Origin of the sequence: Pseudomonas sp. 18173, assembly GCF_050432945.1 — a bacterium.
GTDB lineage: Bacteria > Pseudomonadota > Gammaproteobacteria > Pseudomonadales > Pseudomonadaceae > Aquipseudomonas.
In genome coordinates this window covers 1-21,372 of sequence record NZ_JBKFTN010000042.1, presented here as the reverse complement: position 1 = coordinate 21,372, position 21,372 = coordinate 1, and the positions used below count along the sequence as shown (strand labels likewise).

Genomic DNA, 21,372 nt, shown 5'->3' with positions numbered 1-21,372 from the left:
GACGATGAGTACCGGATAGGCTGCCAGCAACTCGACCAGCGAGTACTTCCAGGCCAGCGGACGACCAACACCCAGCATGGCGGCATAGAACCACGACACGGCAGAGAGAGCGCCCGAGAACAGTGCGAGCATGCGCAGGTTGAAGGACAGATCAAGTATCGAACCGGCTTTTTTCAGTGCCGGCAATACAGCGCTGTGCAACAGGAAGCCGTTGAAGGTCAACAGTACAACGATGCCGATCTTGGCTTGCAGTTTGGGATTGAGGAAATACTCCATCCCCTTGCCGGCATAATCGATCCCGACAATACCGATGCCGGTAATCCAAAGCGCCCAAAGTGCAAGTACTACGGTTTTTTGCAGGCTGTCCAAGTGCGCGTCATCTTGATGACCTGACGCATCTCCCTTCAGGAGTTGTTTGACCATTGCCACGTCACTGGTCAAGACCAGGCCGATTGCTACACAGCAGGCGATAAGGTGGAAATACACGACGCCCAAACGAATATATTCCCCGGCTGGCGAAGAAAGAAAACTAAGATCCATGGTTGCCTCTTTGTTTTATTTAATAGTGAATCAACATGACGCTCGGCACGGATTAATTGGAATCTTCCGTTGCGGATGGCAGTCAATATCCACTCATTACTATTAATTAATCTTGCGGCATTACGCGGCCAAGATAAATGTGAGTTTCACGAATGAACTATTAGTCATTCGGCACTTCCATTTTTAGGTAACAAAAAACCCCAATCGCACTTTGTGCATATGAGGTTTAACTTCCGCTTCTGGGGGGTAGGTGAGGATCAGAGCCCGTGTCACCTGCTGCGTATTCTGAACGGAAAAACCCGTGTGCGTTCATTTTTTGATCAAGTTTACTGACCAACGGCAGTGTTCATGGTTAGTTGCATATTGCCAGCATTGGCGGCGCAGCCCCCGTCGTAAACAGCTTTTCGGCGATTCGGAAGGCAGGGAATAGCCCCATCGATTTTTTCGTGTTTTTTTCCGGAATCCATGGGGAAAATCGGGGTGGCATGAACAAAACGGTCATGAAAATCCCCTTGGTTTTGTTAACCAACCAGTTAAAAGCACTGCCTTTTTCCCTCGAAAAAAGCACACTCGCAGCGTTGCCTCAGTGGATGATTTTTTATTGTGGCCGGCAACAATCGACCAATGGCCAGACATTCGAGTTGTATTTCCAACAACCCTCGCACATGCCTCAGGCCGCACCGAATTCCAGGCAAGCGAGCCATTGCTGGCTGGCGGACGCCGCCACGATGGCAGTCGATCGTCATGACAGGTCATGAATCGGACCCGCCAGGAGGGCGGGCCCGAAGGGTGGATCAGAGTTTCGGCAATTGCCCGACGCGACCCATCATCTCGGTCACGACCTGCAAGTCCAGCAGGAACTGCTCGGTGGTCTTGAACTCGTTGTCGTTGTGACCGGTGTATTTGACGTCCGGCATGGCCAGGCCGAATTGCACGCCGTTAGGTAATTCGTGCACCGACGTGGCGCCGGCGGAGGTGCCGAACTTGTGCTCCATGCCGAGGTTTTCGCTGGCCACCGCGAGCAGGGCCTTGACCCATTCGCCCTCGGGGTTGCGGTACATCGGTTCGGCAATCGACAGGTCGAAGGCTGGCGCGATGCTGGTCTTTTTGCTCCAGGCGTCCAGTTTTCCGGCGATCTGGGACTTGAGGGCTTCCGGCGTCTTGCCCTTCGGTACGCGCAGGTTGACCGCGAGCTTGAAGGCTTTGTCATCCATCCCGACATAAGTCAGCGACGTGGTCAGCGGGCCCATGAACTCATCGGAAAAACCGACACCCAACTTGCCACCCAGGTAATCCAGCCCCCAGTTGTCGGCGGCGTAGCGGGCGGCATCCGTGATCTGGTTGTGCTTGAGCGCCACCTTGCCGTCGAGGCTATTGATGAAGTCGAGCATCCTGGCCACCGGGTTGACGCCGGATTCGGGCTCGGAGGAGTGGGCGGACACGCCGGTCACTGTCAGTTTGACATCCTTGCCGTCGACCCTGGCAGCCACCTCGAAGTTGCCACCGTTGCGTTTGGCATACTCGGTACCGGCCTTTTGCAGGCTGGCGGCCAGTTCGGCGGGCTTGTCGGTTACCAGGGTCGCGACTGATGTCGAAGGGATCTGGTTGGTCGCCAGGCCGCCGGTCATCGTGGTGATTTGTGCACCCTGGCCTTCAGCGTTGCGTCTGGCGAAGCTGGCCATGACGGTGCCGTAGCCTTTCTCGGCGATCACCACCGGGTAGCCGCCATCCAGCGCCAGGTTGTAGTTGGGGGTGGGGTTGCGTTCGAAGTAATAGGGGATGGCGTCGCCCGTGGTCTCTTCGGTGGTGTCGACCAGCAGCTTGAAGTGTCTGGCCAGTGGCAGTTTCTCTTCCTTGATGATCTTCATGGCGTAGAGCGCCACCACGATGCCGTTCTTGTCATCCTCGGTGCCGCGGCCATACATGCGGTCGCCAACCAGGGTGACCTTGAACGGGTCGAGGCGGGTGCCGTCCTGCAGGACCCAGTTCTCCGGCGTCACCGGCACCACATCGGCATGGGCGTGAATGCCCACCACTTCATCGCCGGCGCCTTCCAGGGAAATCTCATAGACGCGGTTGTCGATGTTGCGAAAGTCCAGGTTGAACGCCTGGGCGAGGCCCTTGATCTTCTCGGCAATCCTGATGAATTCGGGATTGTCGTGCTGGTCAATGCCATCCACGCGCACGGTCGGGATGGCCACCAGCTCCTTCAAGGTTTCGGTGGCCGCGCTGCCGTATTTCACCCGGGCATAGAGGCCAAGCAAACGGTGGATCCGGTTCTGCTGCTCAGCGGTAAGCGACTTGTTGTCGAGGAACGCATGGATGGCCGGGCCGAGGTCGTCGGTTTTGCCGATATCGCTCTTGGTCAACGCTTCCAGGAACTGCCTGAAATCCTTGACCGACGCATCACTGAAGGTCTTGAGGATGATCGTGCCCTGTTGCGGGGTGATGTTGGCGTGGGCGACGCTGGTGAACGCTGAAAGGCTGGCGAGCATGAGGGTGGTCGCAGCCAGGTGCTTGAGTGAAAAGTCCATTGTTGGGGGCATTCCTTTGCAGGTGTTTTGTAGGAAATATCTGATCGTTTGATCAGAAACATTTGCAAACTAACACCTCGTGCGTGTGAAACGGGAGCCCCAGAAGTGGGATCTGTCGCACAGAAATGCAAAAGCGGCGCAGAAACGAAAAACCGCTCTATCAATGCTTACATTCCGAGAACGTCACTTTGCAGGTACCCGGCGTGCCGCCGGATCGGCCGGAATAGCGTATGCAATTATCCAGGGATTTCCGACGAGCGATGTCCAAAGTGTCGCCCCAGGCGAGGCCACCTTCGCCGACGGTGGGGAGTGCCTTGGCAAAGCAGACTGAGCCGCTGTTTGAGGCTGGAACCAGAACTGGAGCGGGAGCTGGAGCCGTTCTGGTTTTGTGCGAGCATCCGGCCAGCAGCGCCAGGTTGGCGGCGAGCAGGGAAAACAGGATCCATGACGAGCGTCGGCGCGCAGTTTGTCCTGTCATCCCGGTTCCCCTGTCTCAAGAGGCCTGCTGAAGGTCGTACCTATTCAGATTAGGCCCCTGTCAGCACATCTTCCACCTCTGGAAGGTTCTGCCTCAATCAACAGAGTCATGTGTTTTGGCGTTAGTGCCGTGCTATCCGATTGGCGCTATAGGCCACTGAACATACTGATGATCACGGCATTGACCAGGTCAATGAAAAAGCCACACACCAGCGGCACGATCAGGAAGGCCTGGTGGGCCGCACCGTACTTTTGCGTCACGGTCGACATGTTGACGATGGCCGTCGCCGTGGAACCGAGGGCAATCCCGCCGAATCCGGAAGCAATCACACTGGCTTCGTAATTGCGCCCCATGCAGCGGAACACCACAAAATACGTATAGAGGACCGTCAGCAGAATTTGCAGGGTCAATGCGCACAGAATGAACATCAAGGCGCCGCTGAGTTGCCATAGCTGGAGCCCCATCAGGGCCATGGTCAAGAACATGCCCAGGCAGATATCCGAGATCAGCGACAGGCCCAGGCTGGCACCGCTCCAGGTTTTCAGTCGTTGATCGCCGACAAAGGCCAGGACGAGGTGGTGAATGACGATGCCGGCGAACAGGCAACTGACAAATTTAGGCAGGGTGACGCCGGCTTCGACCAGCAGCAGGTTGAGTCCATAGCCGAGCATCAGGGTCAGGTTGAGCCACATCCAGGCCCAGAGCACGTCGTAGTAGTCCAGTGGCTTGCTCTGTTGTTGCTCGAGAATGCCGACCTCCAGGTCCGCATCCCGGGACGGCGTCAGTTGATAACGACGTATCAGTCGGTTGGCGATAGGGCCGCCAATGACGCACGCGGCAATCAAGCCGACGGTGTTGCTGGCGATGCCCAGTTCGTGCGCGTTACCGATGCCCAGTTTTTCGACGAACAGTGGCGCCCATGCCAGGGTGGTGCCCACCCCGCCCGTGAGGGAAATGGAACCCACCATCAAGCCGGCCTTGGGATCAAGCCCAAAAGCCTCGGCCACTCCCATGCCCAGCGAGTTCTGCAGAAGGATGAACACAGCGGCGAGTAACAGCAGGATCAGCAGCGGACGCCCACCCTTGAGCAGTTGACGCATGTCCGATTTCAAGCCAATGCCGGCAAAGAAATAGAGCAGCAGGGTGTCGCGAACTTGCAGATCGAATTCGATCTGGATATTCAGGCCGAAGTACAGCAAGGATGTAACTGCGGCACAGACGAAGCCGCCGACGACCGATTCGGGGATGCAGTATTGACGCAGAAAGGCGTTGTGCTGGACGAGGGTTTTGCCGAGGAACAGCAGGAGGATGGCAAGGGTGAAACTCACGAGGCCGTGAACTTGCAAGAGCTGTGAAGTCATTTAAGGCCTACCTAAAAACCGGGAAATCATTATCAGGATTCGGTCGTTCAATGTTTAGACCTGTGTCAATGAATCGGTCGATACAGCAAATGCCGGCCTTGCTCGTCCAGGTAGTTGCCCAATCACCAAGTACAACTGTGCGCCAAGATTGAGTACAGCCTAGCCTAAATGGGAAAAGCGATTGCGTTGGCATAGGCTGCCATCATGCTGCCCGATTTCGGAGCCAGTCGAAGAACAGGTCACACTACGGGATTGAGGAAGGCCGACCTGACTGATAGCATCTGGCTATCAATCTCGATGAGCGTTTTGGGGAAGGAATCCATGTCAAAAAAAATCGTTGCTGCCGTTGTATCCAGTCTGGCCATGCTGGCCGGTATGCAGAATGCCGTTGCAGATAACAATCTGTTCAAAAGTTATGCCTATGACACACCCATGGCGAGTTACACCGAAGCGGCGGGTTATTACGACTGCTCGGCGGAGCTTGGTGCGCCTGGCAGGTGTATTGATGATGTTGATTTCATTGATCAGAAATTCACAGCGGGTTTGATTTTCAGCGGCGACAAATTAATTATGGTTTCGCTGTTTGCACCCTATGACCGCGACCTGTTTGGACGGGCCTTTGGCGCCCTTGCAAAGAGTTTTGGTCTGGTAGCGCTGAGTGATGGGAAATCCGTGCTGGATCTTATTGAACTCTCGGGCAAGGTAAGCAAGGATGAATACACCGCCAGGCTCACGAACTACGAAAGTGTTGCGTTGAACGCCAACGATTTGACCTACTCCTTTTTAGAAGGGATTACTTCGTTCAAGGGAGTCTCCAATACTCATAGTTTAATGGCGTCAGCCCCAGCCAACATTCGAGGTGCTGATTTGATTGTCAGTGGCGAAGGTGATGAATCGAGTATCATCATCAAATTTTCTTTCCCGAGACTTGACGAAAACAAGCTCATTCAGCAAGTCAAGAAGCCAGTCGAATCGTTCTGACCTCGCGTCATCGCTTGTTTGCAAGCCCCGCTATTGCGGGGCTTCCTTGTTTCTGGCGTTCGCAGTGGAGAAGGGGGCGTGATGGTCAAGCGGTGGTGCTACAACTGATCGATTGATTGATCCAATTTAATGCATAGTCGGAAATAAGTTGACCTGACGGTTTCGTACCAACAGACTTTTGCCCTCTTGTGTACTTCTAAAGGTCTGTTTGATGCGTAAGTCATTTTCCGTCGTAGCGTTAAGTCTTCTTGTATCGCAGTACTCCCTCGCTGGCGAAGCCACCAACACGGCCATCGGTGGCGGTGTCGGCGGCGCCCTTGGCAGCGTGGTCGGTCAGGCCATGGGTGGTAGCACCGGTGCCGCAATCGGAGCCGGTGTAGGTGGCGCGGCGGGAGGCGCAATGACGGCGAAGAGCGGCAAGAAGACTGAATCGGCTATTGGCGGCGGTCTCGGTGCAGCGGGTGGTCAGGTCATCGGCAACAGTGTCGGCGGCTCCACCGGTGGCTTGATCGGCGCCGGACTGGGCGGCGCGGCAGGTGGTGCTATCGGCAACAATATGGCCAATGACGACAACGACGACCACTACAGCTCCGGCCACAAGCACAAGAATAAGTACAAGCATAAACACAAAAACAAGCATGACGACTGATTGCCTGAGTCGAGACACCGCAATTGAAAGTGTCTGGTCCTGAAACAGGATTACATCTGATTCAGCCTCTAAACGCCCGATGCACTGCATCGGGCGTTTTGCATTTCAGAACGGGATCTTCTGGCGCGAATGGATGCGCCTTGGCTCCAGTCCTGCCACCCACGGCGCGGTCCGGCGCTGCGGCAACATTCATTCGCCTCGGCAATCACTATCTCCATGTGTGAAGACGCTTGCATGGCCGTCAGTGCGGCACACGTTGAGGGGGGGATGCCTTGAAAATGCAATTGCTAATTTGTATCATTCGTTTTCAAATTAGCGAAGCAAGGAACGCAGCGCCCAAACAATAATAAGGTCAAGGCAATGCTCAAAATGCTTCTCGTATACGGTCATCTGCTTGCTACGTGTATTGCCTTGGGGAGGGTGTTGCAAGCGGATCACAAGCTTTGGAGTTGGCGCAAGGAAACACTGGACCAGGCGCGGCTTGAGTACGTTGATGAAACCCAGAGGATCGTCAGCCTCGCCCTGCTGGCCCTATGGGCAAGCGGATTGATGCTGGTGCTCCAGGGATACCTCAATGAAGGCGAGGCGTATCTGCTCAATCAAAAACTCTGGGCCAAGGTGTCTGTCGTCGTGGTGCTTAGCCTGAACGGCGCATTGTTGCATCGCATCGGCTTCCCCTTGCTGCAAAAGGCTCCATTCGTCGCACTACGCAGTGCAGGCCGCATGCGGCTCGCCTTGTTGGGCGCACTTTCCATGAGCGGTTGGCTGTTCGCCGCATTCCTGGGGGTGGCTCGAGCGTGGAATCACGTGTTGCCTTATCTGCACGTGATGGGGGCATTCGCCGCATTCTCGTTACTGGCTTGCTGCGTGGCACTTGCAGTTGCCAGCAGGGCGGGCAGTGTCAGTGCGCAGGAAACCTCGGTCCCGGGATAGCTGTCAATGACGTGCGGCCGGTAGTACTACCGGCCCATTCCGGTGTTGCCCCAGCCGCCGGCACATCTCGGTGATCACCCGTGTCAGGGTCCTCTCGATCACTCGTCCTTTTTCCATGGCCAATTGGCCGTTCCCCGATCATTCGATGGCTTTGAAGGCGTTATCCATTTACGCGCCGGGCTGTCGTCTTCAGCCGTCGGTCGGCTTTCTTCTTTGCCGGTTGACCCTGAGCCAAAAAAGACTAATTTCAATACGTGGGAAAAAATCCCACGCTAGATATTCAGGAGACTGTAAGTCTGACGGGTTACTCCCTTGCCGCTCCCGGTTTGCAACGCGGATTGCGTTGGCACTGCTCGCGGCAAATCATCAGGAGAATGCACGATGAACACTTACCTGCTTTTCAAGAAAGGTTTACTGGCGCTGGCCATCGGCGGCGTCCTCTCGGCTTCCACCGTTTTGGTACCGGATTTCATTTCCCATGACTCGAGTGCCTATGCCAAGGATGGTGGCGGCGGCGGCGGTGGCCACGGCGGAGGCGGTAGCGGCGGTGGTGGCAATGGCGGTGGCGGTAGCGGTGGTGGCGGCAACGGCGGAGGCGGTAGCGGTGGTGGCGGTCACGGCGGCAATGGCGGTGGCGGCGGTAGCAGTGGTGGCGGCCATGGTGGCAATAGTGGCCACAGTGGCAGCGACCATGGGAATGGCCATTCAGGCAATTCCGGTCCTGGAAGTGCCAACTCCGGTCGCGGCGGCACCCATGCAGAAGCCGGTGATGACCACGGCAACCACGTCGGCGGCGAGCCGGGTGACGATCACGGCGTCCACGTCGGCGGTGAACCGGGTGACGACCGCGGCGTCCACGTCGGCGGCGAACCGGGTGATGATCGCGGCGTCCATGTCGGCGGCGAACCGGGTGACGATCGCGGCGTCCATGCCGGCGGCGAACCCGGCGACGACAACAGCCAGATGTGAGGCGGGCTGATGACCTCATGCAAAACCCGGGGGACGGGTTTTGCATGAGGCACGGCAGAAATACATGCCTGCATTCATGGGATTATTTCCCACATGGCTATACTGGGGTTATCTGACCAGGAATGCACTGCATGCAATCGTCCACCTTGCCCACCTCGCTCCTCAAAGCCTTGCGGCATGTCATGCGACCGCTGGTACGCCTGATGCTGCGCAAAGGTGTCACCTACCTGGTGTTTGCCGACCTGCTCAAGGAGGTTTTCGTCGAAGTGGCGGACCGTGAGTTCCGTCTGGGCGACAAGGCACCGAGCGACAGCCGCATCAGCTTGCTCACTGGCGTGCACCGCAAGGATGTACGGCGCTTGCGCAATACCGGCGACCCCGCTTCCTCAACGCTTCCGGAAAACGTCACCTTCGGTGCGCAACTGGTCAACGCCTGGACCAGCGCGCCCTACTGCAACGACACCGGCCAGCCACTGCCATTGCCTCGATTGGCCAGTGTCGGCGGCGACCGTTCCTTTGACGCCCTGGTGGCGAAGGTCAGCACGGATATCAGGGCGCGGGTAGTGCTGGACGAATGGCTGCGCCTGGGCGTCGTGCGCCTCGACGAACAGGATCGTGTGCACCTCGAAGCCCAGGCTTTTGTGCCGCAAAAGGGCTTCGACGAGAAAGCGGCTTACCTGGGGCACAATCTGCACGATCATGCCTGCGCCGCGGTACACAACCTGAGCAGCGAAGGCCCGGCCTTTTTTGAACGCAGCGTCCACTATGACGCACTGACCCCGATCAGCGTCGAGGCGCTACGTGAGGCCGTTGCCAATGAAGGGATGCAGACCCTGTTGAGCTTCAACCGACTGGCTGCCGAACTCGAGTTCCAGGACCTGCCCAGTGTTGAACCGCGTCAACGCATCACGGTCGGCCTGTACTTCTACACTGAAAGTTCCGATCCCGATTCACCAACGGCCCCTAAGCCATGACCGTCAATCTGCGCCTGATTCGAGCCACCGCCCTCGCTCTGGGCCTCGGACTTCCGATGGCGTTGCAAGCCGCCCCAGCCTGTGTCAGCCAGAATGACGCGGGCACAATTGGAGTGCCGGTCATCCAGGCTCCGGGTGGCACCGGTGGTACGGGCGCGGCGCCTGGCGGCGTGGGCGGTACCGGCATCGACACCGATAACGGTGGGGTGGGCGGTACCGGCGCACCGGTCACAAAACGCCCCGGCGGCATTGGCGGCACTGGCGCCGTTGCAGGCGGCGTGGGTGGCACGGGCATCAGCAACGGCAGCGGCGGCGTTGGCGGCACGGGCGCCGTTGCAGGCGGCGCGGGTGGCACGGGCATCAGCAACGGCAGCGGCGGCGTTGGCGGCACGGGCGCCGTTGCAGGCGGCGTGGGTGGCACGGGCATCAGCAACGGCAGCGGCGGCGTTGGCGGCACTGGCGCCGTTGCAGGCGGCGTGGGTGGCACGGGCATCAGCAACGACAACGGCGGGATTGGTGGCACCGGCATTGTCGGCACCATCACCGGGTTCGCCTCGATCTGCGTCAATGGCGTGGAAGTGCACTTCAACAACAATGTGCCTGTCAGCGAAAACGGCATTGTCGCCACCACCACCCAGCTGGCAGTAGGCCAGGTGGTTGCCGTGGAAGCGTTCAATTCCCGGCGCGGTCTGGAAGCCGGGCGCATTGCCATCCTGCACGTCTATGAAGGGCCCCTGACAGCCCTGCCACGCGATTCCATGCCCATGCGCGTCATGGGGCAACCGGTACGCCTGGCCAGCGGTGCTCAAGTCGCTGCCGGTCTGCGCCCGGGTGATCCTGTACGGGTCAGCGGACTGCGCGATGCCCAGGGTGAGGTGGTGGCCAGCCGCATCGACCGTGCGCCTGGCCTCAAGGAGGCCAGTGCCATCGGGCCGGTGGATCGCAGCGGTTATCTCCAGGGGCTCAAACTCAGTAATCATCGTGGCCCGGCGCAGGAAATGCTGGTGCGCGGCCACTGGTCCGGCCGCGAGCTGGATGTGACCCAGAGCCGTCCCGACCCGAGCCTGCCCTTCATTGGCCGGGTGCGCAACGCCGTGATCGAAGGCCTGGTACAGGTCCGGCAGGACCGCCATCTGGTGGTGGGTGGCTTTAATGTGACGCTGGCGCGCGACACCATATTTGTGGGTGTGCAACCTTCGGCGCTGGCGCTGGATCGACGCGTGCGGGTCACTGGCGTGTTCAGCGGCGCGCGGGATGTGCAGGCCACGCGCATCGAATTGCCCCGCGAGCGTTCCGATTCGCCAACCGGCAGCCAACACGGGAAACTGCGAACCGGCGAGCAGAACACGGACGACTCAAGCGGATCGGGCAACTCGGGCAGCTCCAGCGGCTCGGACAACTCTGGTAGCTCGGGCAGCTCGGGCAGCTCCGGCGGTTCCGGCAGCTCGGGGGGCTCGGGCATCGACAGGAGCGGCCGCTCCGGCAGCGAAAACGGCGTCGGCGACGATACTCGCCACGGGGGCAATGACAGTCGTGGCGGCGGCGACAGAGTGGAAAGCGTGGACAAATCCGGCAAGTCGGAGCGTGTCGAGCAACCCGACAAGGTAGATAGGGTAGAGCGGGTGGAGAAAGTCGAAAAGGTCGAGCGCCCCGAAAAGGTTGAAAAGGTCGAACGCCCGGAGAAAGTCGAGAAAATTGAACGGCCGGAAGCAGTCGAGAGGGTAGAGAAAGTCGAAAGGGTCGAGAAGGTCGAGCCGGTTGAAAAAATCGATCACTCTGGCAGGCCGGGTTAGAAGTGCGGTCGTGATGCACTATTGTCATAAGTGACTAGGCTGGGTAAGTCACACAACAAAACATGCGTGTGAACTTCGATGACGCCAGACACGAGGTGAACATGGACCCCAAGCGCATCCTGCTCGTCGGCTTGCTTGCCGGCCTGGCCTTGTCAGCCCAGGCCGATACCTTCTCGACCTCGATCGGTACCGACTACTCTCGGGGCGATTATGGCACCGGCACTACTTCCGAAACCTGGTACGTCCCGCTGGTGGGCAAATACCAGACCGGCCCCATGACCTACAAGCTCACTGTGCCCTGGCTGCGCATCACCAACCCATCGGTCGGTCCTGACGGCGAGCCGTTGCCAGGCGGCTGCGGCAAAGTTGAAAGCGGTTTGGGCGACACTATCGCCGGTGCCGACTATGCCGTGTTCGAGGACAGTGTTGGCGGGCTGTTCGTGGACCTGATCGGCAAGGTCAAGTTGCCTACAGCCGACGAAGACAAGTGTCTTGGCACCGGCAAAACCGACTACTCCGCCCAGGTCGATGTCACCAAGTCCTTTGGTTTTGTGACCGGCTTTGCCACCCTGGGCTGGAAAAAGTTTGGCGACCCGTCGGGCTCGGACTTCAACGACCCGATATTCGCCACCCTGGGCTTCGCCATACCCGTGTATGCGCGTACCTCGGCGGGCGCGTCCTACGACTGGCGGCAGAAGGTTGTTTCCACGGGCGACCAGATCGAGGAACTCACCCTGTTCCTCACGCACAAGCTCAATCAGCACTGGAAGTTTCAGTTGTATGCCGTCAAGGGCTTTTCCGATGCCAGTCCGGATGGCGAGGCTGGGCTGTTGTTCAGTCATACCTTCTGATACCCACCTGTTTTCCTGCACTGATCCAGGCCGGGGCCTGTTGCACGCCCCGGTTCGGTGGCGCCCACCAGCAAGTTTTCATGCCCGTGAGAAACAAGGGCATGGCTCGGCGCGTGCCTATGTCCTGATAGTCGGTTGTTGACACTCAGGCTGACAGCATTAATCTGTAGGTGTGGGAATAATTCCCACGCCATGACGCTAGCTGGCTCTGAGGGATCGTGCGGATACCGCAGTTGCTCGTTATTGCTGCAGATTTATGTTCGTGCCGGTTGGCTGGCCGCTCCAATGGGCGGCCGGGAACTCACTAGATATTGCGTTCGATACGGAGATGACGACGCAACTCCAAGTGGAGGTGCATCATGCTGCTCAAGAAATGTTTGTTGGCGATGGCGATTGGCGGTGTCCTGTCGGCATCGACTGTCCTTGTGCCCGATTACATCGGTAGTTTCTCCAGCGTATACGCCAAAGATGGCGGCAGCGGTGGAGGCGGTGGAGGACACGGTGGCGGAGGCGGTGGTCACGGTGGCGACGGCGGTGGCGGCCATGGCGGAGGCAGTGGCGGAGGCGGTGGTGGTCACGGCGGCGGAGGCGGTGGCTCCGGAGGTTCCGGTGGTGGTGGCGGTAGCTCCGGAGGCGGCGGAGGCGGCGGCCACGGTGGTGACGGCGGTGGCCATGGCGGTGCTGCCGGCCATGGCGGTGACGGCCATGGTGCTGACGGTCATGGCGGTCCGGGACGCGGCGACGCTGACCATGGTATGGCCGGGAACCGAGGCCCAGGCAATGCGCGAGACAATGCGCGCGACAATGACGACGATAACGACAACGCCGCCGATGCTGCCAGGGACGCTGCCAGAAACGACGCCGATGCAGCCCGGAACGCGGCCAGAGCTGATGCCGATGCAGCCCGGGATGCTGCCAGAGCTGCAGCAGATGCCGCTCGCGATGCCGCCAGGGCTGACGCCGATGCGGCTCGGGACGCTGCAAAAGCTGCTGGCGTAGCGGGCGCAGATGCCGCCAGGGATGCTGCCCGGGCTGCGGCAGATGCAGCTCGGAACGCTGCCAAGGCAGACGCCGATGCGGCCAGGGATGCTGCCCGGGCCGCTGCAGATGCGGCTCGCAACGCTGCCAAGGCAGACGCCGATGCAGCTCGAGACGCTGCCAAGGCTCAGGCAAGGGCGGCCAGAGAGCCTAGGGAAGCCAGGGAGGCTAACGAGGCGGCCAGAGAGGCTAACGAGGAAGCTGCCGAGGCTGCCAGAGAGGATGCTGGACAAGCAGCTAGAGAGGCTAACGAGGCGGCCAGAGAGGAGGCTGGGGAGGCAGCCAGAGAGGCTAGAAATAATGCCCCGGACGCGCGAGATATCGACGTGGTTGAGGTGCAACACTAAGCCTGCATATTGGGCAGCAATGCCCATGGCAAACGTCCCGGGAGCTTGAGGGACGTATCGGCAATGAGTCGCAAGCCCCGTTGAGTCGCAGGGTTTGCGACTTCTTTTTGAACGGTTTGAAGTTCGTTTGGTGGTTTGAAAGTGCCCGGCAAATTGCCGGGCATTTTCATTCCGCGAGCCTTGATTGCGGGGGCCGGTTTGCAATTTCCGGTCGATGTACGATGGTCAAGCCGTCCGCCCTCGCAAAACGCTGAGCTACGAGCCCCCAGCGGAACGAATCAGTCAATCCTGCCCTATGAGCAAAAGCTGGCCATGATGGGGGGCTGCAAGCTATAGGGTCTTGATGGCTTTCGCGTCACCTGCTTGTTCAACCGTGCCCAGGGTATACAGTACACAGACCGCATCGTGGCTGATTTCACGGCGCGCGGCGTGGTCTTCGCGGACCTGCTGGGTGAGGTGGCGGCATGAACCGTATTGATCGCTTCAAATCCAACGAAGTCGGCCGGGACTTTGCGGTCGGTGATATCCACGGTTGCTTCTCCAGGTTGCAAGCCGCCTTGAATTCGGTTTGTTTCAATCCTGATGTTGACCGCCTTTTCAGCGTCGGCGATCTGGTGGATCGCGGGCCGGAGTCGGAGCAGGTTGACGCTTGGCTTGCCAAACCATGGTTTCACGCCGTTCGCGGAAATCATGAGCAGATGGCAATAGATGCCTGCCGTGCAGACCCTGAGGGTCACATGAAGGGAATGCACCTCATCAACGGTGGTGCCTGGCTCTATGCGCGCTCTCCAGTTGAGCAAGCTTGGTATTCCGAGCTGTTGGCCGACTTGCCACTGGTGATCGAAGTGCAGACACCAGCGGGCCTTATCGGGATCGTCCATGCCGACTGCCCATTTGATCACTGGAACGAGTTCATATGGGCGATCGAGCGGGGAAGCCCCGTGGAAACCGCTCACGTTGCAGCGATGGCCCAGTGGTCGAGGAAGCGTATTTTTGAAGAAAGCTCCCAGGTTGTTCACGGGGTCAGGGTTGTTGTGGTCGGTCATACACCAGTGCGTCAGCCAGCAGTTCTCGGCAACGTCTACCACATCGACACTGGCGGCTGGATGGGCGGCCACTTCACTTTGCTGAATCTGCATACGCTGCAGGTCTATCCGCCCATTGATCCGAAGCTGAGTCGGGATTGGGAGGAATAGTCGTGGGCATTGCCCCAAAACCACGCCGCCCGAAGAAGCGTGACAACTTTTGGCCAAACCCCAGAAACGACAAAGCCCTGAAAAATCAGGGCTTTGTCGTATAAAGATGGCGGAGGCGATGGGATTCGAACTCATGGACCTGTTACAGTCGACGGTTTTCAAGTCCGAGATACAAACGTACGAAATTCGTGGCCTGTAGCTTGATTTCGTTCCAATACGAGCATTTTTTGGCTCCGCTGCAGGCCGCATTCTACAAGGGGTGGTGCTAGGGTTTTGTAACACTTTTTTGGCTATTTTGAGGGCTTAGCAATGGCGCCTACACGACGGTAAACGCGCTCGGTAATGTCGCCTTTGGTATGTCCTAGCAGCAGGCTGGCCTCACCAATATCCGTGATCTCTGATGCCGCTTTAGGTCGGATGTCTCGGAATTGAAACTCTGCAATCCGGCTCGCCAAGAGCGTGTCACCATTGTCAAGTGCCGCCTGCTTCGCCTTCTCTCTTGCCTCATCCCATCGCTTACGTAGCATGGTAGCGGTCATCCGTTTTCCTCTTTGACTAACAATCAGATAACTCGACAGATGCTGCGCATTACGCTTGGCGATCTGGGCGATCAGCAAGCCCAGGCTGTTTGCAGAGCCGTCAGTGGTCGTCTGTATTCGAAGTTTTTTGCTGGTTTTGTTTTGCTGAACCATCAGGAATCCTCCCTCAAGGTCATCCTTGCGCATTACCAGCACGTCCGCTGGACGTTGACCGGTCAGGTAAGCCAAGTCCATGGCATCTTTCAGCTCTTGACCTGCCTTTTGGTACACCGCATTCCAGATCGCATCGTTTGCGTAGTAATCGCGCGGGGTTTCCTTGTTTTTACGGACTCCTTGGCAGGGGTTTTCCTTTGTGGTTAGACCCCATTCTCGTGCCATGTTGAATACGTGGGAGAGGGTGGCGATTTCGCGATTTGCCCGCACCTTTGCCGAGCGTGCATCCCTGTAACCAGCAATTGCTGCAGGTGTTATTGCATCGATAGGTGCGCTGTCGAACATTGGTCGTAGTTGCTTTATCTCTGCGAGGTTGTCCTTCTGGGTACGTGTTGCTTTTTTGGGGACAATATCGCGAATGTACCTATCGAAGATGCCCTTCATGGTTCGAAGATCGAGCGGCGCCTCCTTGGCTTCGAGTTCAGCCCATTTGATCCTGGCCTTGTCCAGGTCTTTGCCTAGCGGTATCGCCTTTCCCGATCCGTCCAAGTAATAGTAAGCAATCCAGGTTTTTCCGCTTTTCCGAGGACGTGTCCATTGATACATCCTTGGCGGCAAGTTGCGTGTTTCGGCATTGCGGGGGCGCATATCAGTTCACTCGTGAGTAGTCTGGCGTCCATGCGGGCGCTGCGGGAGTGGAGGACAGGTTGAGAGTAGAAGGTGACTCCATGCCCAACTTCATGCGGACATAGTGCCGTCCAACCAATGGGCGCTTGCCTCGGCTTTCGATGAAGACCCATTGGTGGTCGATCAGCCAGCGTCGCTGGGAAGCCCTAGCTTTGTAACCGGTGATAATCGCCAGTTCTTCGTCCGAAAGAATTTCGGATTCCATGATGTTTCTCCATGCCGAGCGTTGCGGCAGAAGGTGGTTAAACTTGCTCGCGTTTTAAACGAAGGCAGTGAGGCCAGGATTGGCATGTATGCTGGGGTTGCCCGGGAGGTGGAGGGTGGTGAGTTGGTGCTCAGGCAATCTCACATAGCGCGAGAACATCATCGCCACCGCGTGCTTTGCCGGCGTGTAGACGCCTCCAGTCAGTCGCTGTCCTGCGTGAGGGGTGGGCGACGGTGTATTGATTGGAGAGGCATAGAATGATGACTAAGTGATATCATTGCGCCTGGTTCAACTTGGCTCTGTTACGAGTCAGTTGGTTTCAGGTAGGTCAAAAAAGGCATGGAACGTGCAGGAATTTATTTCTAATCTAAGTGATCTTTCTTGGTGGGGGTCAGTTGTAGTAGTCGGTTTGATAATAAGTATTCTCTCTGCGTATGCTAAAGATTGGATAGATATTTTGTTGGGGACGCTTTTTTCAAAGTGGAAAATTAGCGTCTCTATAAAAAAGAGAGCACGGGAAGAGCGCGTTGCTATTCTTGTAGTGGATAAACATGAGCAAATAAAGGCATTGGTGCGTGTTAACTATTTCGCGTTGCGCTCTGTTTCAAATACGATAATGGCTGTTTTGGTTGTGCTGATGACAACTAGTTGGCCTTATACTGCGAATAAAAATCTGGCCGTGTTGTTGTTGAGCGTATTTACAATTTTTTTGATGTCTCTCTCAATATCCGATGGTATGCGAGCCTATAAATTGAAGAGCGTCATAGATGAGGCGGAAAAAACTGCAGCGAACATTAAAGACGCTGTCAATGAACTCGAAGGTTAATCTGATGTTACGACTTCATCTTCATCACCTAAGACGCGTTGCAATTCGGCCAAGCTTTCAGCCAGAAATGCTCGCGATACCTTTTCGCTTGATTCATAAGGTTTCGTGACATTCCGAAGCACCCACGCCGCTGTTCCTTGGCCATGGCCTGCCTCTTCAATTCCGTGAGCCGGTAGATCCAGCCATGTCTGTCGTCGGCGCTGGCGTACCTGGTTACTGATGCTTCTCATGCTGCCCTCTGCTGATTCCAGACACCCACGGCGTCGAACACTAGGGCGGCTTGCTCTTCAGTCAGCGATATTGCGGCGGGAATGGCGATCCAGCCCGAAGCAACCCGATGATTCGGATTGCTCTCGGCGACCAAGTCTTTGTAGGTTCCCTCGATCACGTCTTCGAGGTGTGCGGCCAGATAGTTGCCTTGGGGAGCAACCTCTACTGATTTAGTGTAGCGGTGCCCTTGTTGATCGCGACACTGGACGCTGACATAGATCGTCCAGCGGTGTGCAATGTCGCAGACAGCTTCTGCCATGCGCTGCCCTGGCGGGATGCTCTTGCAGCTCTTCCTGTTGATCATCCCTTGGCGTCCGCTGGGGTAGATGTGGACCACCGCGACGTGATTGGCATTGAGCAGTGCCCGGCTCGCTCGCTCTAACCGGGTACGCATGTTATTAGGCTTTCGCTTTTTCATAGCGTCACCGCAATCTGGCGATTGGCCTTGGCTTCGAACTGCATGGCAAGGTCATGAGCGGCCTTGTAGGTACCACGGAAGGCGCAAGTCTTGCCTGTGGTGAGGTCTTTAATCTGGTACATGCCGAAGCTTCCGCCGGCGATTTGGTAGCGCACCGGTTTGGCTGGAGTTGGTCGTCCAATACGAGCGAAGCATCCAACCCGGACGGCATTTGATTGTTGCAGCGGCACACCGAGGTCATCGATGCGCTCTTGAAATGATGGATGCATGGTTGTTCCCTCGGAGTAGGTTAGGTGTATTCATCAGCACTGCGACCACCTGCTGGTGGCCATTGGGCAGGGAAGGGGGCTGATTGATAAATTGCAGGCGTAAAAAAGCCCGATCGGAACCGGGCCATTGGTTGCGTCACAAAGACCTGCTTAAGTGATCGCAGGTGTTGCCGTCGCGGGCTTCGACAAACCCGCCTGAATGCGCTGCGTGATTTCTTCTCGATGCACCTGGACATCCTTCGGTGCGCTAGTTCCGATACGTACCTGTTTACCGCTAACACCCAGCACTGTGATCGTGATGTTGTTGCCTATGTTGATGCTTTCGCCTTCTTTGCGAGTCAAAATCAGCATTGTCCATTTCCTTGCGTGAGTTAGTTTCCCAATGCCGCCTTGCAAGAAGCGGCATCAGTGAAACATCGCTGCATTACGCGGATTTCATTGCGGGGGGATGCACGCTGTCGCCAAGGTGCAGCAGTGATGTTGTCCGTCCTATTGCCGCCGGAGGAGCGGGGCGCATTGCTTGCCAGGTCATGCCACGGTTCTGGCGTTTCACCATCGAGCAGCCGCACAGGTTATTCCTGCAGTTGGCAGGCTTTCGGGCCTGCCTGCTCGCCGGTCGTCGGTAGAGGTAATGCGGACTTTTGTTTCTTGCGCTGGCTGTTAAAGAGCGGCGCGGCTTTCGCTGCTAAGTCGATTATGTGTCGACATGAATAAAATATAGGAGAGCACATATTTTGTGTCAATGGGCAAGCCCATAAATTTTATAGTCGGCGATAAAAAGCCCGCAAATCGCGGGCTTCACTTATAGGTCGACGTATGTCTGCCAGCCAATTCTCACGCTGTCGTCTTCTAACCGCTCGACAGTTATCCCACCTGTCTCCTCAAGCTCTTGGATGACGCGTTCCCATGCATCGGGTGACTCGTAATCACGCCTGGCGATCGTAATTGTCTGAACCTTTTGCGCGTTTGGATCGGACACCATGCGTTGAATGCGTCGGCCGACTTGCTCATAGGTGTTCAACGTGAGGGAGTTGCTGCCATTGCTCATCTGTCTTCCTTTGTTTTTTTCTGTGTGGATAGACAGTATTTTGTTGAAGGGAAAGCAACAATCCGGAAAAAGCACGCTTGTACTCTTTTGTTTTGAAGCAAAAAAAAGCCCGCTTAGTGCGGGCTTGTTTATCACATGAATGGCGGTGCGCGAATGTCGCTCTAAAGCTTTCCGGTCATACGTACTGCTACGCCAATGATGCGGCAATTTTCATCACACTCGACCATTTTATAAGCTGGGTTCAGCGGCTTCAGGTAACGTACACCGCCATCCTCCACCAGCTTCTTAAAAGTCGCCTCGTTGCTCGCGGGCAGTTTGGCAATAACCAACTTGCCGGGTTTCACATCTGCCTCGGTGTCTACCAGGATCATCATCCCTTCAGGGACGCTCACGCCTGCAGGTGCGGTCATCGAATCACCTTTAACCTCAAGCCAAAACGCAGGTCCTTTGGAGTCGTAGTCAGATACTTCATACCTGTCAGAAAAACCATCTGGGTAAGGCTGAACTGCTTCCTCCCAGGAACCCGCTGATACCCAGCTGATCACTGGATATCGATAAAGCATCTGAGGCTGGACAACATCCTTTACATTGGGCTGTTCGGTGGTTTCTGAAACCATCTGGCCAGACCCACTCTCAATCCATATGGCCGAAACTCCGCACGCTTTCGCAATGGAGGCGTTATAGGAGGAGCGCTGTGATCTGCCTCTCTCAAGGTCAGAAATAGACGCTTGATCGATGCCAACAAGCTTCGCTAGTTGGGCCTGAGTAAATCCGGCGTGTCGTCGAGCGGCCTTGATTCGTTCTTTATATTCCATCTTTCGATTATTACTGGCGAACCCATATCGTTGCAAAGTGGTATGCCTATGATCTACGATATGGGTATTCACATAATCAGAGGCGATATGAACACCATCTTTAAAGACCTTGTTGCTTTCTTCGGGACGCAAGAGGCCACCGCAGAGAAGCTCAAGGTGGATCAAAGCACCGTTTCCGGTTGGGTTCGTGAAAAGCACGGGATGTCACCGGTGGTTGCCAAACGGGCTGAAGCCTTGACCAACGGTGTATTCAAGAAAGAAACCCTTTGTCCTTCATTTCCTTGGGCCGAGCTTAGTACCTGACGGACATCACAGCGATTAACTGAAGCCATTTTTAGCGCAACGGCGCCGAGAGAAAACTAGACGATGAAATCGCCAGTGCTAGACACCCGTCGCAAAGCAGTCATTGCCTCTGCCAATGCATTCCCTGGCGGGCTTGCATACGCCTCTGACTTTCTTGGCGAAGAGAATCTCAAGCGCTTCAAAAACCGGATTTACGAGTCGGCGGGTGTTAGGCCCCTCACCGACGATGAGGTCTGCACGCTTGAGACTGAAGCCAAAACCACATTCTTGCCGGACTACATCTGCGCGATGTACGGCGGCGTATTTGTTCGCTTGCCTGAGGTTGGTGAGCTGGACAACGTAGACATGCACCAGCGCTCTTTACGTACTTCTGTGAAGCGCGGCCGCGTTGACCAGTTTCTTGCTCTGGCGTTGGAAGACGGAGAAATCACCGCAGCGGAAGCCGCAGAGATTCTGGCCTTGCACGCGAAACACTTGGCTGCCCGGCACGAGGAGGTGACCGCACTGATTGAGTTGCACAAGTCGAAACGCCCATCCCGAACGCCAAGCGGGAAGGGCTGACATGCAGTTCACGATCGCGATCAACCAGGTGAAAGCGCTGGAGTGGGGGTTGAACTCCCAACAGGCGCTGCTGTTTTCCTTTGTCTACGAATGTCCTAGCTGGGCCAAACCAATCAAGACCGATAACGGAATTTTCTTTGTCTTGACCAAGGCAAAGATCGTGGAGGAATTGCCCCTGCTTACCGACAAGCCAGATACCGCGTATCGACTTCTCAAAGGTCTCGAAAGGGCAGGACTGGTGGAGTTATCCAGCACCGCAAACGTCTCGTTGTTTCGCTTGACCGAGAAGGCGAAAGAGTGGAATCGCAAGCTGGACGGGTCGGAAAAATATCCGACCTCTGAGGCGTTTGACGGTCGGAAAAAAATCCGATCTACCTCGGAAAAATCTCCGAGCAAGGTCGGAAAAAAATCCGAACAGGGTCGGAAAAATATCCGAGGAGGGTCGGAAAAATTTCCGACAAATCAGGGTACCAGTAATCAGGGTACCAATCAGGTAACCAGTAATCAGGAAAAGCAGGGCGCTAACGCGCCAGGCAAGTCGTCCAAATTCAACCCGCTGACCGCCAAACCGGAAAACGTCAGCGTCGAGGTTTGGGGCGATTGGTGCCAGCACCGCAAGGAAATCCACAAACCC

The 21,372-nt window shown here is 56.8% G+C and carries 23 protein-coding genes and 2 pseudogenes; 14 read left to right on the top strand and 11 right to left on the bottom strand.

Going from position 1 to position 21,372, the window contains the following annotated elements; all coding sequences use genetic code 11:
- The coding region (locus tag ACLD1X_RS28200; RefSeq protein ID WP_429373444.1) for a hypothetical protein at positions 1–540 on the bottom strand (540 nt) is incomplete at its 3' end.
- Between the two features lie 485 nt (positions 541–1,025).
- Between ACLD1X_RS28200 and ACLD1X_RS28195 the strand changes: the two genes are divergently transcribed.
- Positions 1,026–1,298, top strand: coding sequence for a hypothetical protein (locus ACLD1X_RS28195; protein WP_429373442.1), 273 nt, complete (start codon positions 1,026–1,028; stop codon positions 1,296–1,298).
- 36 nt (positions 1,299–1,334) lie between these two features.
- On the opposite strand, the gene ACLD1X_RS28190 is transcribed toward ACLD1X_RS28195, so the two are convergent.
- From ACLD1X_RS28190 to gltS, 3 genes are all read right to left on the bottom strand, one after another.
- Entirely contained in the window at positions 1,335–3,074 is a 1,740-nt protein-coding gene (locus tag ACLD1X_RS28190; RefSeq protein WP_429373440.1) for a dipeptidase, read from the bottom strand.
- A gap of 160 nt (positions 3,075–3,234) precedes the next feature.
- Positions 3,235–3,552: a hypothetical protein gene (locus ACLD1X_RS28185; RefSeq protein WP_429373438.1), complete on the bottom strand. Its 318-nt coding sequence runs from the start codon at positions 3,550–3,552 to the stop codon at positions 3,235–3,237.
- Positions 3,553–3,698: 146 nt separating this feature from the next.
- Complete coding sequence (gltS, locus tag ACLD1X_RS28180; protein ID WP_429373436.1) at positions 3,699–4,913, bottom strand: sodium/glutamate symporter; 1,215 nt, start codon at positions 4,911–4,913, stop codon at positions 3,699–3,701.
- A gap of 321 nt (positions 4,914–5,234) precedes the next feature.
- Here gltS and ACLD1X_RS28175 point away from each other — a divergent pair, with 321 nt between their 5' ends.
- From ACLD1X_RS28175 to ACLD1X_RS28130, 10 genes and pseudogenes are all read left to right on the top strand, one after another.
- Positions 5,235–5,894 carry a hypothetical protein gene (locus ACLD1X_RS28175; RefSeq protein ID WP_429373434.1) on the top strand — a complete coding sequence of 220 codons (660 nt, stop codon included), beginning with the start codon at positions 5,235–5,237 and terminating at the stop codon, positions 5,892–5,894.
- Positions 5,895–6,105: 211 nt separating this feature from the next.
- Positions 6,106–6,543, top strand: a complete 438-nt coding sequence (locus tag ACLD1X_RS28170) for a glycine zipper domain-containing protein (RefSeq protein WP_429373432.1) — start codon at positions 6,106–6,108, stop codon at positions 6,541–6,543.
- A gap of 360 nt (positions 6,544–6,903) precedes the next feature.
- Positions 6,904–7,476 (top strand): hypothetical protein, encoded by a 573-nt coding sequence (locus ACLD1X_RS28165; protein WP_429373430.1) that lies wholly within the window; start codon positions 6,904–6,906, stop codon positions 7,474–7,476.
- A 381-nt stretch (positions 7,477–7,857) separates the two neighbouring features.
- Entirely contained in the window at positions 7,858–8,445 is a 588-nt protein-coding gene (locus ACLD1X_RS28160) for a hypothetical protein (RefSeq protein ID WP_429373428.1), read from the top strand.
- A 131-nt stretch (positions 8,446–8,576) separates the two neighbouring features.
- Positions 8,577–9,419, top strand: a complete 843-nt coding sequence (locus tag ACLD1X_RS28155) for a DUF6502 family protein (RefSeq protein WP_429373426.1) — start codon at positions 8,577–8,579, stop codon at positions 9,417–9,419.
- Complete coding sequence (locus ACLD1X_RS28150; protein WP_429373424.1) at positions 9,416–11,212, top strand: DUF5666 domain-containing protein; 1,797 nt, start codon at positions 9,416–9,418, stop codon at positions 11,210–11,212. The genes ACLD1X_RS28155 and ACLD1X_RS28150 overlap by 4 nt, the downstream gene beginning before the upstream one ends.
- Positions 11,213–11,313: 101 nt before the next feature.
- A complete protein-coding gene (locus ACLD1X_RS28145) occupies positions 11,314–12,063 on the top strand; it encodes a hypothetical protein (RefSeq protein ID WP_429373422.1) in 750 nt (249 codons plus the stop codon).
- A gap of 468 nt (positions 12,064–12,531) precedes the next feature.
- Positions 12,532–13,062: a hypothetical protein gene (locus ACLD1X_RS28140; RefSeq protein WP_429373420.1), complete on the top strand. Its 531-nt coding sequence runs from the start codon at positions 12,532–12,534 to the stop codon at positions 13,060–13,062.
- A gap of 674 nt (positions 13,063–13,736) precedes the next feature.
- Positions 13,737–13,916: pseudogene (locus tag ACLD1X_RS28135) on the top strand (hypothetical protein); the annotation flags it as partial.
- Positions 13,913–14,644, top strand: a complete 732-nt coding sequence (locus tag ACLD1X_RS28130) for a metallophosphoesterase (protein ID WP_429373418.1) — start codon at positions 13,913–13,915, stop codon at positions 14,642–14,644. The pseudogene ACLD1X_RS28135 and the gene ACLD1X_RS28130, both read left to right, overlap by 4 nt.
- A gap of 290 nt (positions 14,645–14,934) precedes the next feature.
- On the opposite strand, the gene ACLD1X_RS28125 is transcribed toward ACLD1X_RS28130, so the two are convergent.
- Positions 14,935–15,984, bottom strand: a complete 1,050-nt coding sequence (locus ACLD1X_RS28125; protein WP_429373416.1) for a tyrosine-type recombinase/integrase — start codon at positions 15,982–15,984, stop codon at positions 14,935–14,937.
- A gap of 1 nt (position 15,985) precedes the next feature.
- Complete coding sequence (locus tag ACLD1X_RS28120) at positions 15,986–16,228, bottom strand: DUF4224 domain-containing protein (RefSeq protein WP_429373414.1); 243 nt, start codon at positions 16,226–16,228, stop codon at positions 15,986–15,988.
- Between the two features lie 277 nt (positions 16,229–16,505).
- On the opposite strand from ACLD1X_RS28120, the gene ACLD1X_RS28115 reads away from it, so the two are divergent.
- Positions 16,506–17,054: a hypothetical protein gene (locus ACLD1X_RS28115; protein WP_429373412.1), complete on the top strand. Its 549-nt coding sequence runs from the start codon at positions 16,506–16,508 to the stop codon at positions 17,052–17,054.
- A gap of 226 nt (positions 17,055–17,280) precedes the next feature.
- On the opposite strand, the gene ACLD1X_RS28110 is transcribed toward ACLD1X_RS28115, so the two are convergent.
- The 5 genes from ACLD1X_RS28110 to ACLD1X_RS28090 form a co-directional block, all read right to left on the bottom strand.
- Positions 17,281–17,742, bottom strand: coding sequence for a hypothetical protein (locus ACLD1X_RS28110; RefSeq protein ID WP_429373410.1), 462 nt, complete (start codon positions 17,740–17,742; stop codon positions 17,281–17,283).
- Positions 17,739–18,011 (bottom strand): hypothetical protein, encoded by a 273-nt coding sequence (locus ACLD1X_RS28105; protein ID WP_429373408.1) that lies wholly within the window; start codon positions 18,009–18,011, stop codon positions 17,739–17,741. The genes ACLD1X_RS28110 and ACLD1X_RS28105 overlap by 4 nt, the downstream gene beginning before the upstream one ends.
- A 150-nt stretch (positions 18,012–18,161) precedes the next feature.
- Positions 18,162–18,362 (bottom strand): carbon storage regulator CsrA, encoded by a 201-nt coding sequence (gene csrA, locus ACLD1X_RS28100; protein ID WP_429373406.1) that lies wholly within the window; start codon positions 18,360–18,362, stop codon positions 18,162–18,164.
- Positions 18,363–18,813: 451 nt separating this feature from the next.
- Complete coding sequence (locus ACLD1X_RS28095) at positions 18,814–19,059, bottom strand: DUF1654 domain-containing protein (RefSeq protein ID WP_429373404.1); 246 nt, start codon at positions 19,057–19,059, stop codon at positions 18,814–18,816.
- Positions 19,060–19,220: 161 nt separating this feature from the next.
- Positions 19,221–20,072, bottom strand: a complete 852-nt coding sequence (locus ACLD1X_RS28090) for a LexA family protein (RefSeq protein ID WP_429373402.1) — start codon at positions 20,070–20,072, stop codon at positions 19,221–19,223.
- A gap of 168 nt (positions 20,073–20,240) precedes the next feature.
- On the opposite strand from ACLD1X_RS28090, the gene ACLD1X_RS28085 reads away from it, so the two are divergent.
- Together ACLD1X_RS28085 and ACLD1X_RS28080 are read left to right on the top strand one after the other, a co-directional pair.
- Complete coding sequence (locus ACLD1X_RS28085; protein WP_429373400.1) at positions 20,241–20,738, top strand: YmfL family putative regulatory protein; 498 nt, start codon at positions 20,241–20,243, stop codon at positions 20,736–20,738.
- A gap of 1 nt (position 20,739) precedes the next feature.
- Positions 20,740–21,372 (top strand): annotated as a pseudogene (locus ACLD1X_RS28080) (phage replication protein); the annotation flags it as partial.

What these genes read in the sequence shown, in the direction of transcription:
- ACLD1X_RS28130 (WP_429373418.1), top strand. Translation starts at nt 13,913, where the DNA reads ATGAACCGTATTGATCGCTTCAAATCCAACGAAGTCGGCCGGGACTTT.
- ACLD1X_RS28190 (WP_429373440.1), bottom strand. Translation starts at nt 3,074, where the DNA reads ATGGACTTTTCACTCAAGCACCTGGCTGCGACCACCCTCATGCTCGCC.
- ACLD1X_RS28185 (WP_429373438.1), bottom strand. Translation starts at nt 3,552, where the DNA reads ATGACAGGACAAACTGCGCGCCGACGCTCGTCATGGATCCTGTTTTCC.
- ACLD1X_RS28165 (WP_429373430.1), top strand. Translation starts at nt 6,904, where the DNA reads ATGCTCAAAATGCTTCTCGTATACGGTCATCTGCTTGCTACGTGTATT.
- ACLD1X_RS28195 (WP_429373442.1), top strand. Translation starts at nt 1,026, where the DNA reads ATGAACAAAACGGTCATGAAAATCCCCTTGGTTTTGTTAACCAACCAG.
- gltS (WP_429373436.1), bottom strand. Translation starts at nt 4,913, where the DNA reads ATGACTTCACAGCTCTTGCAAGTTCACGGCCTCGTGAGTTTCACCCTT.
- ACLD1X_RS28150 (WP_429373424.1), top strand. Translation starts at nt 9,416, where the DNA reads ATGACCGTCAATCTGCGCCTGATTCGAGCCACCGCCCTCGCTCTGGGC.
- ACLD1X_RS28175 (WP_429373434.1), top strand. Translation starts at nt 5,235, where the DNA reads ATGTCAAAAAAAATCGTTGCTGCCGTTGTATCCAGTCTGGCCATGCTG.
- ACLD1X_RS28110 (WP_429373410.1), bottom strand. Translation starts at nt 17,742, where the DNA reads ATGAAAAAGCGAAAGCCTAATAACATGCGTACCCGGTTAGAGCGAGCG.
- ACLD1X_RS28095 (WP_429373404.1), bottom strand. Translation starts at nt 19,059, where the DNA reads ATGAGCAATGGCAGCAACTCCCTCACGTTGAACACCTATGAGCAAGTC.
- ACLD1X_RS28160 (WP_429373428.1), top strand. Translation starts at nt 7,858, where the DNA reads ATGAACACTTACCTGCTTTTCAAGAAAGGTTTACTGGCGCTGGCCATC.
- ACLD1X_RS28170 (WP_429373432.1), top strand. Translation starts at nt 6,106, where the DNA reads ATGCGTAAGTCATTTTCCGTCGTAGCGTTAAGTCTTCTTGTATCGCAG.
- ACLD1X_RS28140 (WP_429373420.1), top strand. Translation starts at nt 12,532, where the DNA reads ATGGCGGCAGCGGTGGAGGCGGTGGAGGACACGGTGGCGGAGGCGGTG.
- ACLD1X_RS28125 (WP_429373416.1), bottom strand. Translation starts at nt 15,984, where the DNA reads ATGCGCCCCCGCAATGCCGAAACACGCAACTTGCCGCCAAGGATGTAT.
- ACLD1X_RS28155 (WP_429373426.1), top strand. Translation starts at nt 8,577, where the DNA reads ATGCAATCGTCCACCTTGCCCACCTCGCTCCTCAAAGCCTTGCGGCAT.
- ACLD1X_RS28145 (WP_429373422.1), top strand. Translation starts at nt 11,314, where the DNA reads ATGGACCCCAAGCGCATCCTGCTCGTCGGCTTGCTTGCCGGCCTGGCC.
- ACLD1X_RS28085 (WP_429373400.1), top strand. Translation starts at nt 20,241, where the DNA reads ATGAAATCGCCAGTGCTAGACACCCGTCGCAAAGCAGTCATTGCCTCT.
- csrA (WP_429373406.1), bottom strand. Translation starts at nt 18,362, where the DNA reads ATGCTGATTTTGACTCGCAAAGAAGGCGAAAGCATCAACATAGGCAAC.
- ACLD1X_RS28105 (WP_429373408.1), bottom strand. Translation starts at nt 18,011, where the DNA reads ATGCATCCATCATTTCAAGAGCGCATCGATGACCTCGGTGTGCCGCTG.
- ACLD1X_RS28120 (WP_429373414.1), bottom strand. Translation starts at nt 16,228, where the DNA reads ATGGAATCCGAAATTCTTTCGGACGAAGAACTGGCGATTATCACCGGT.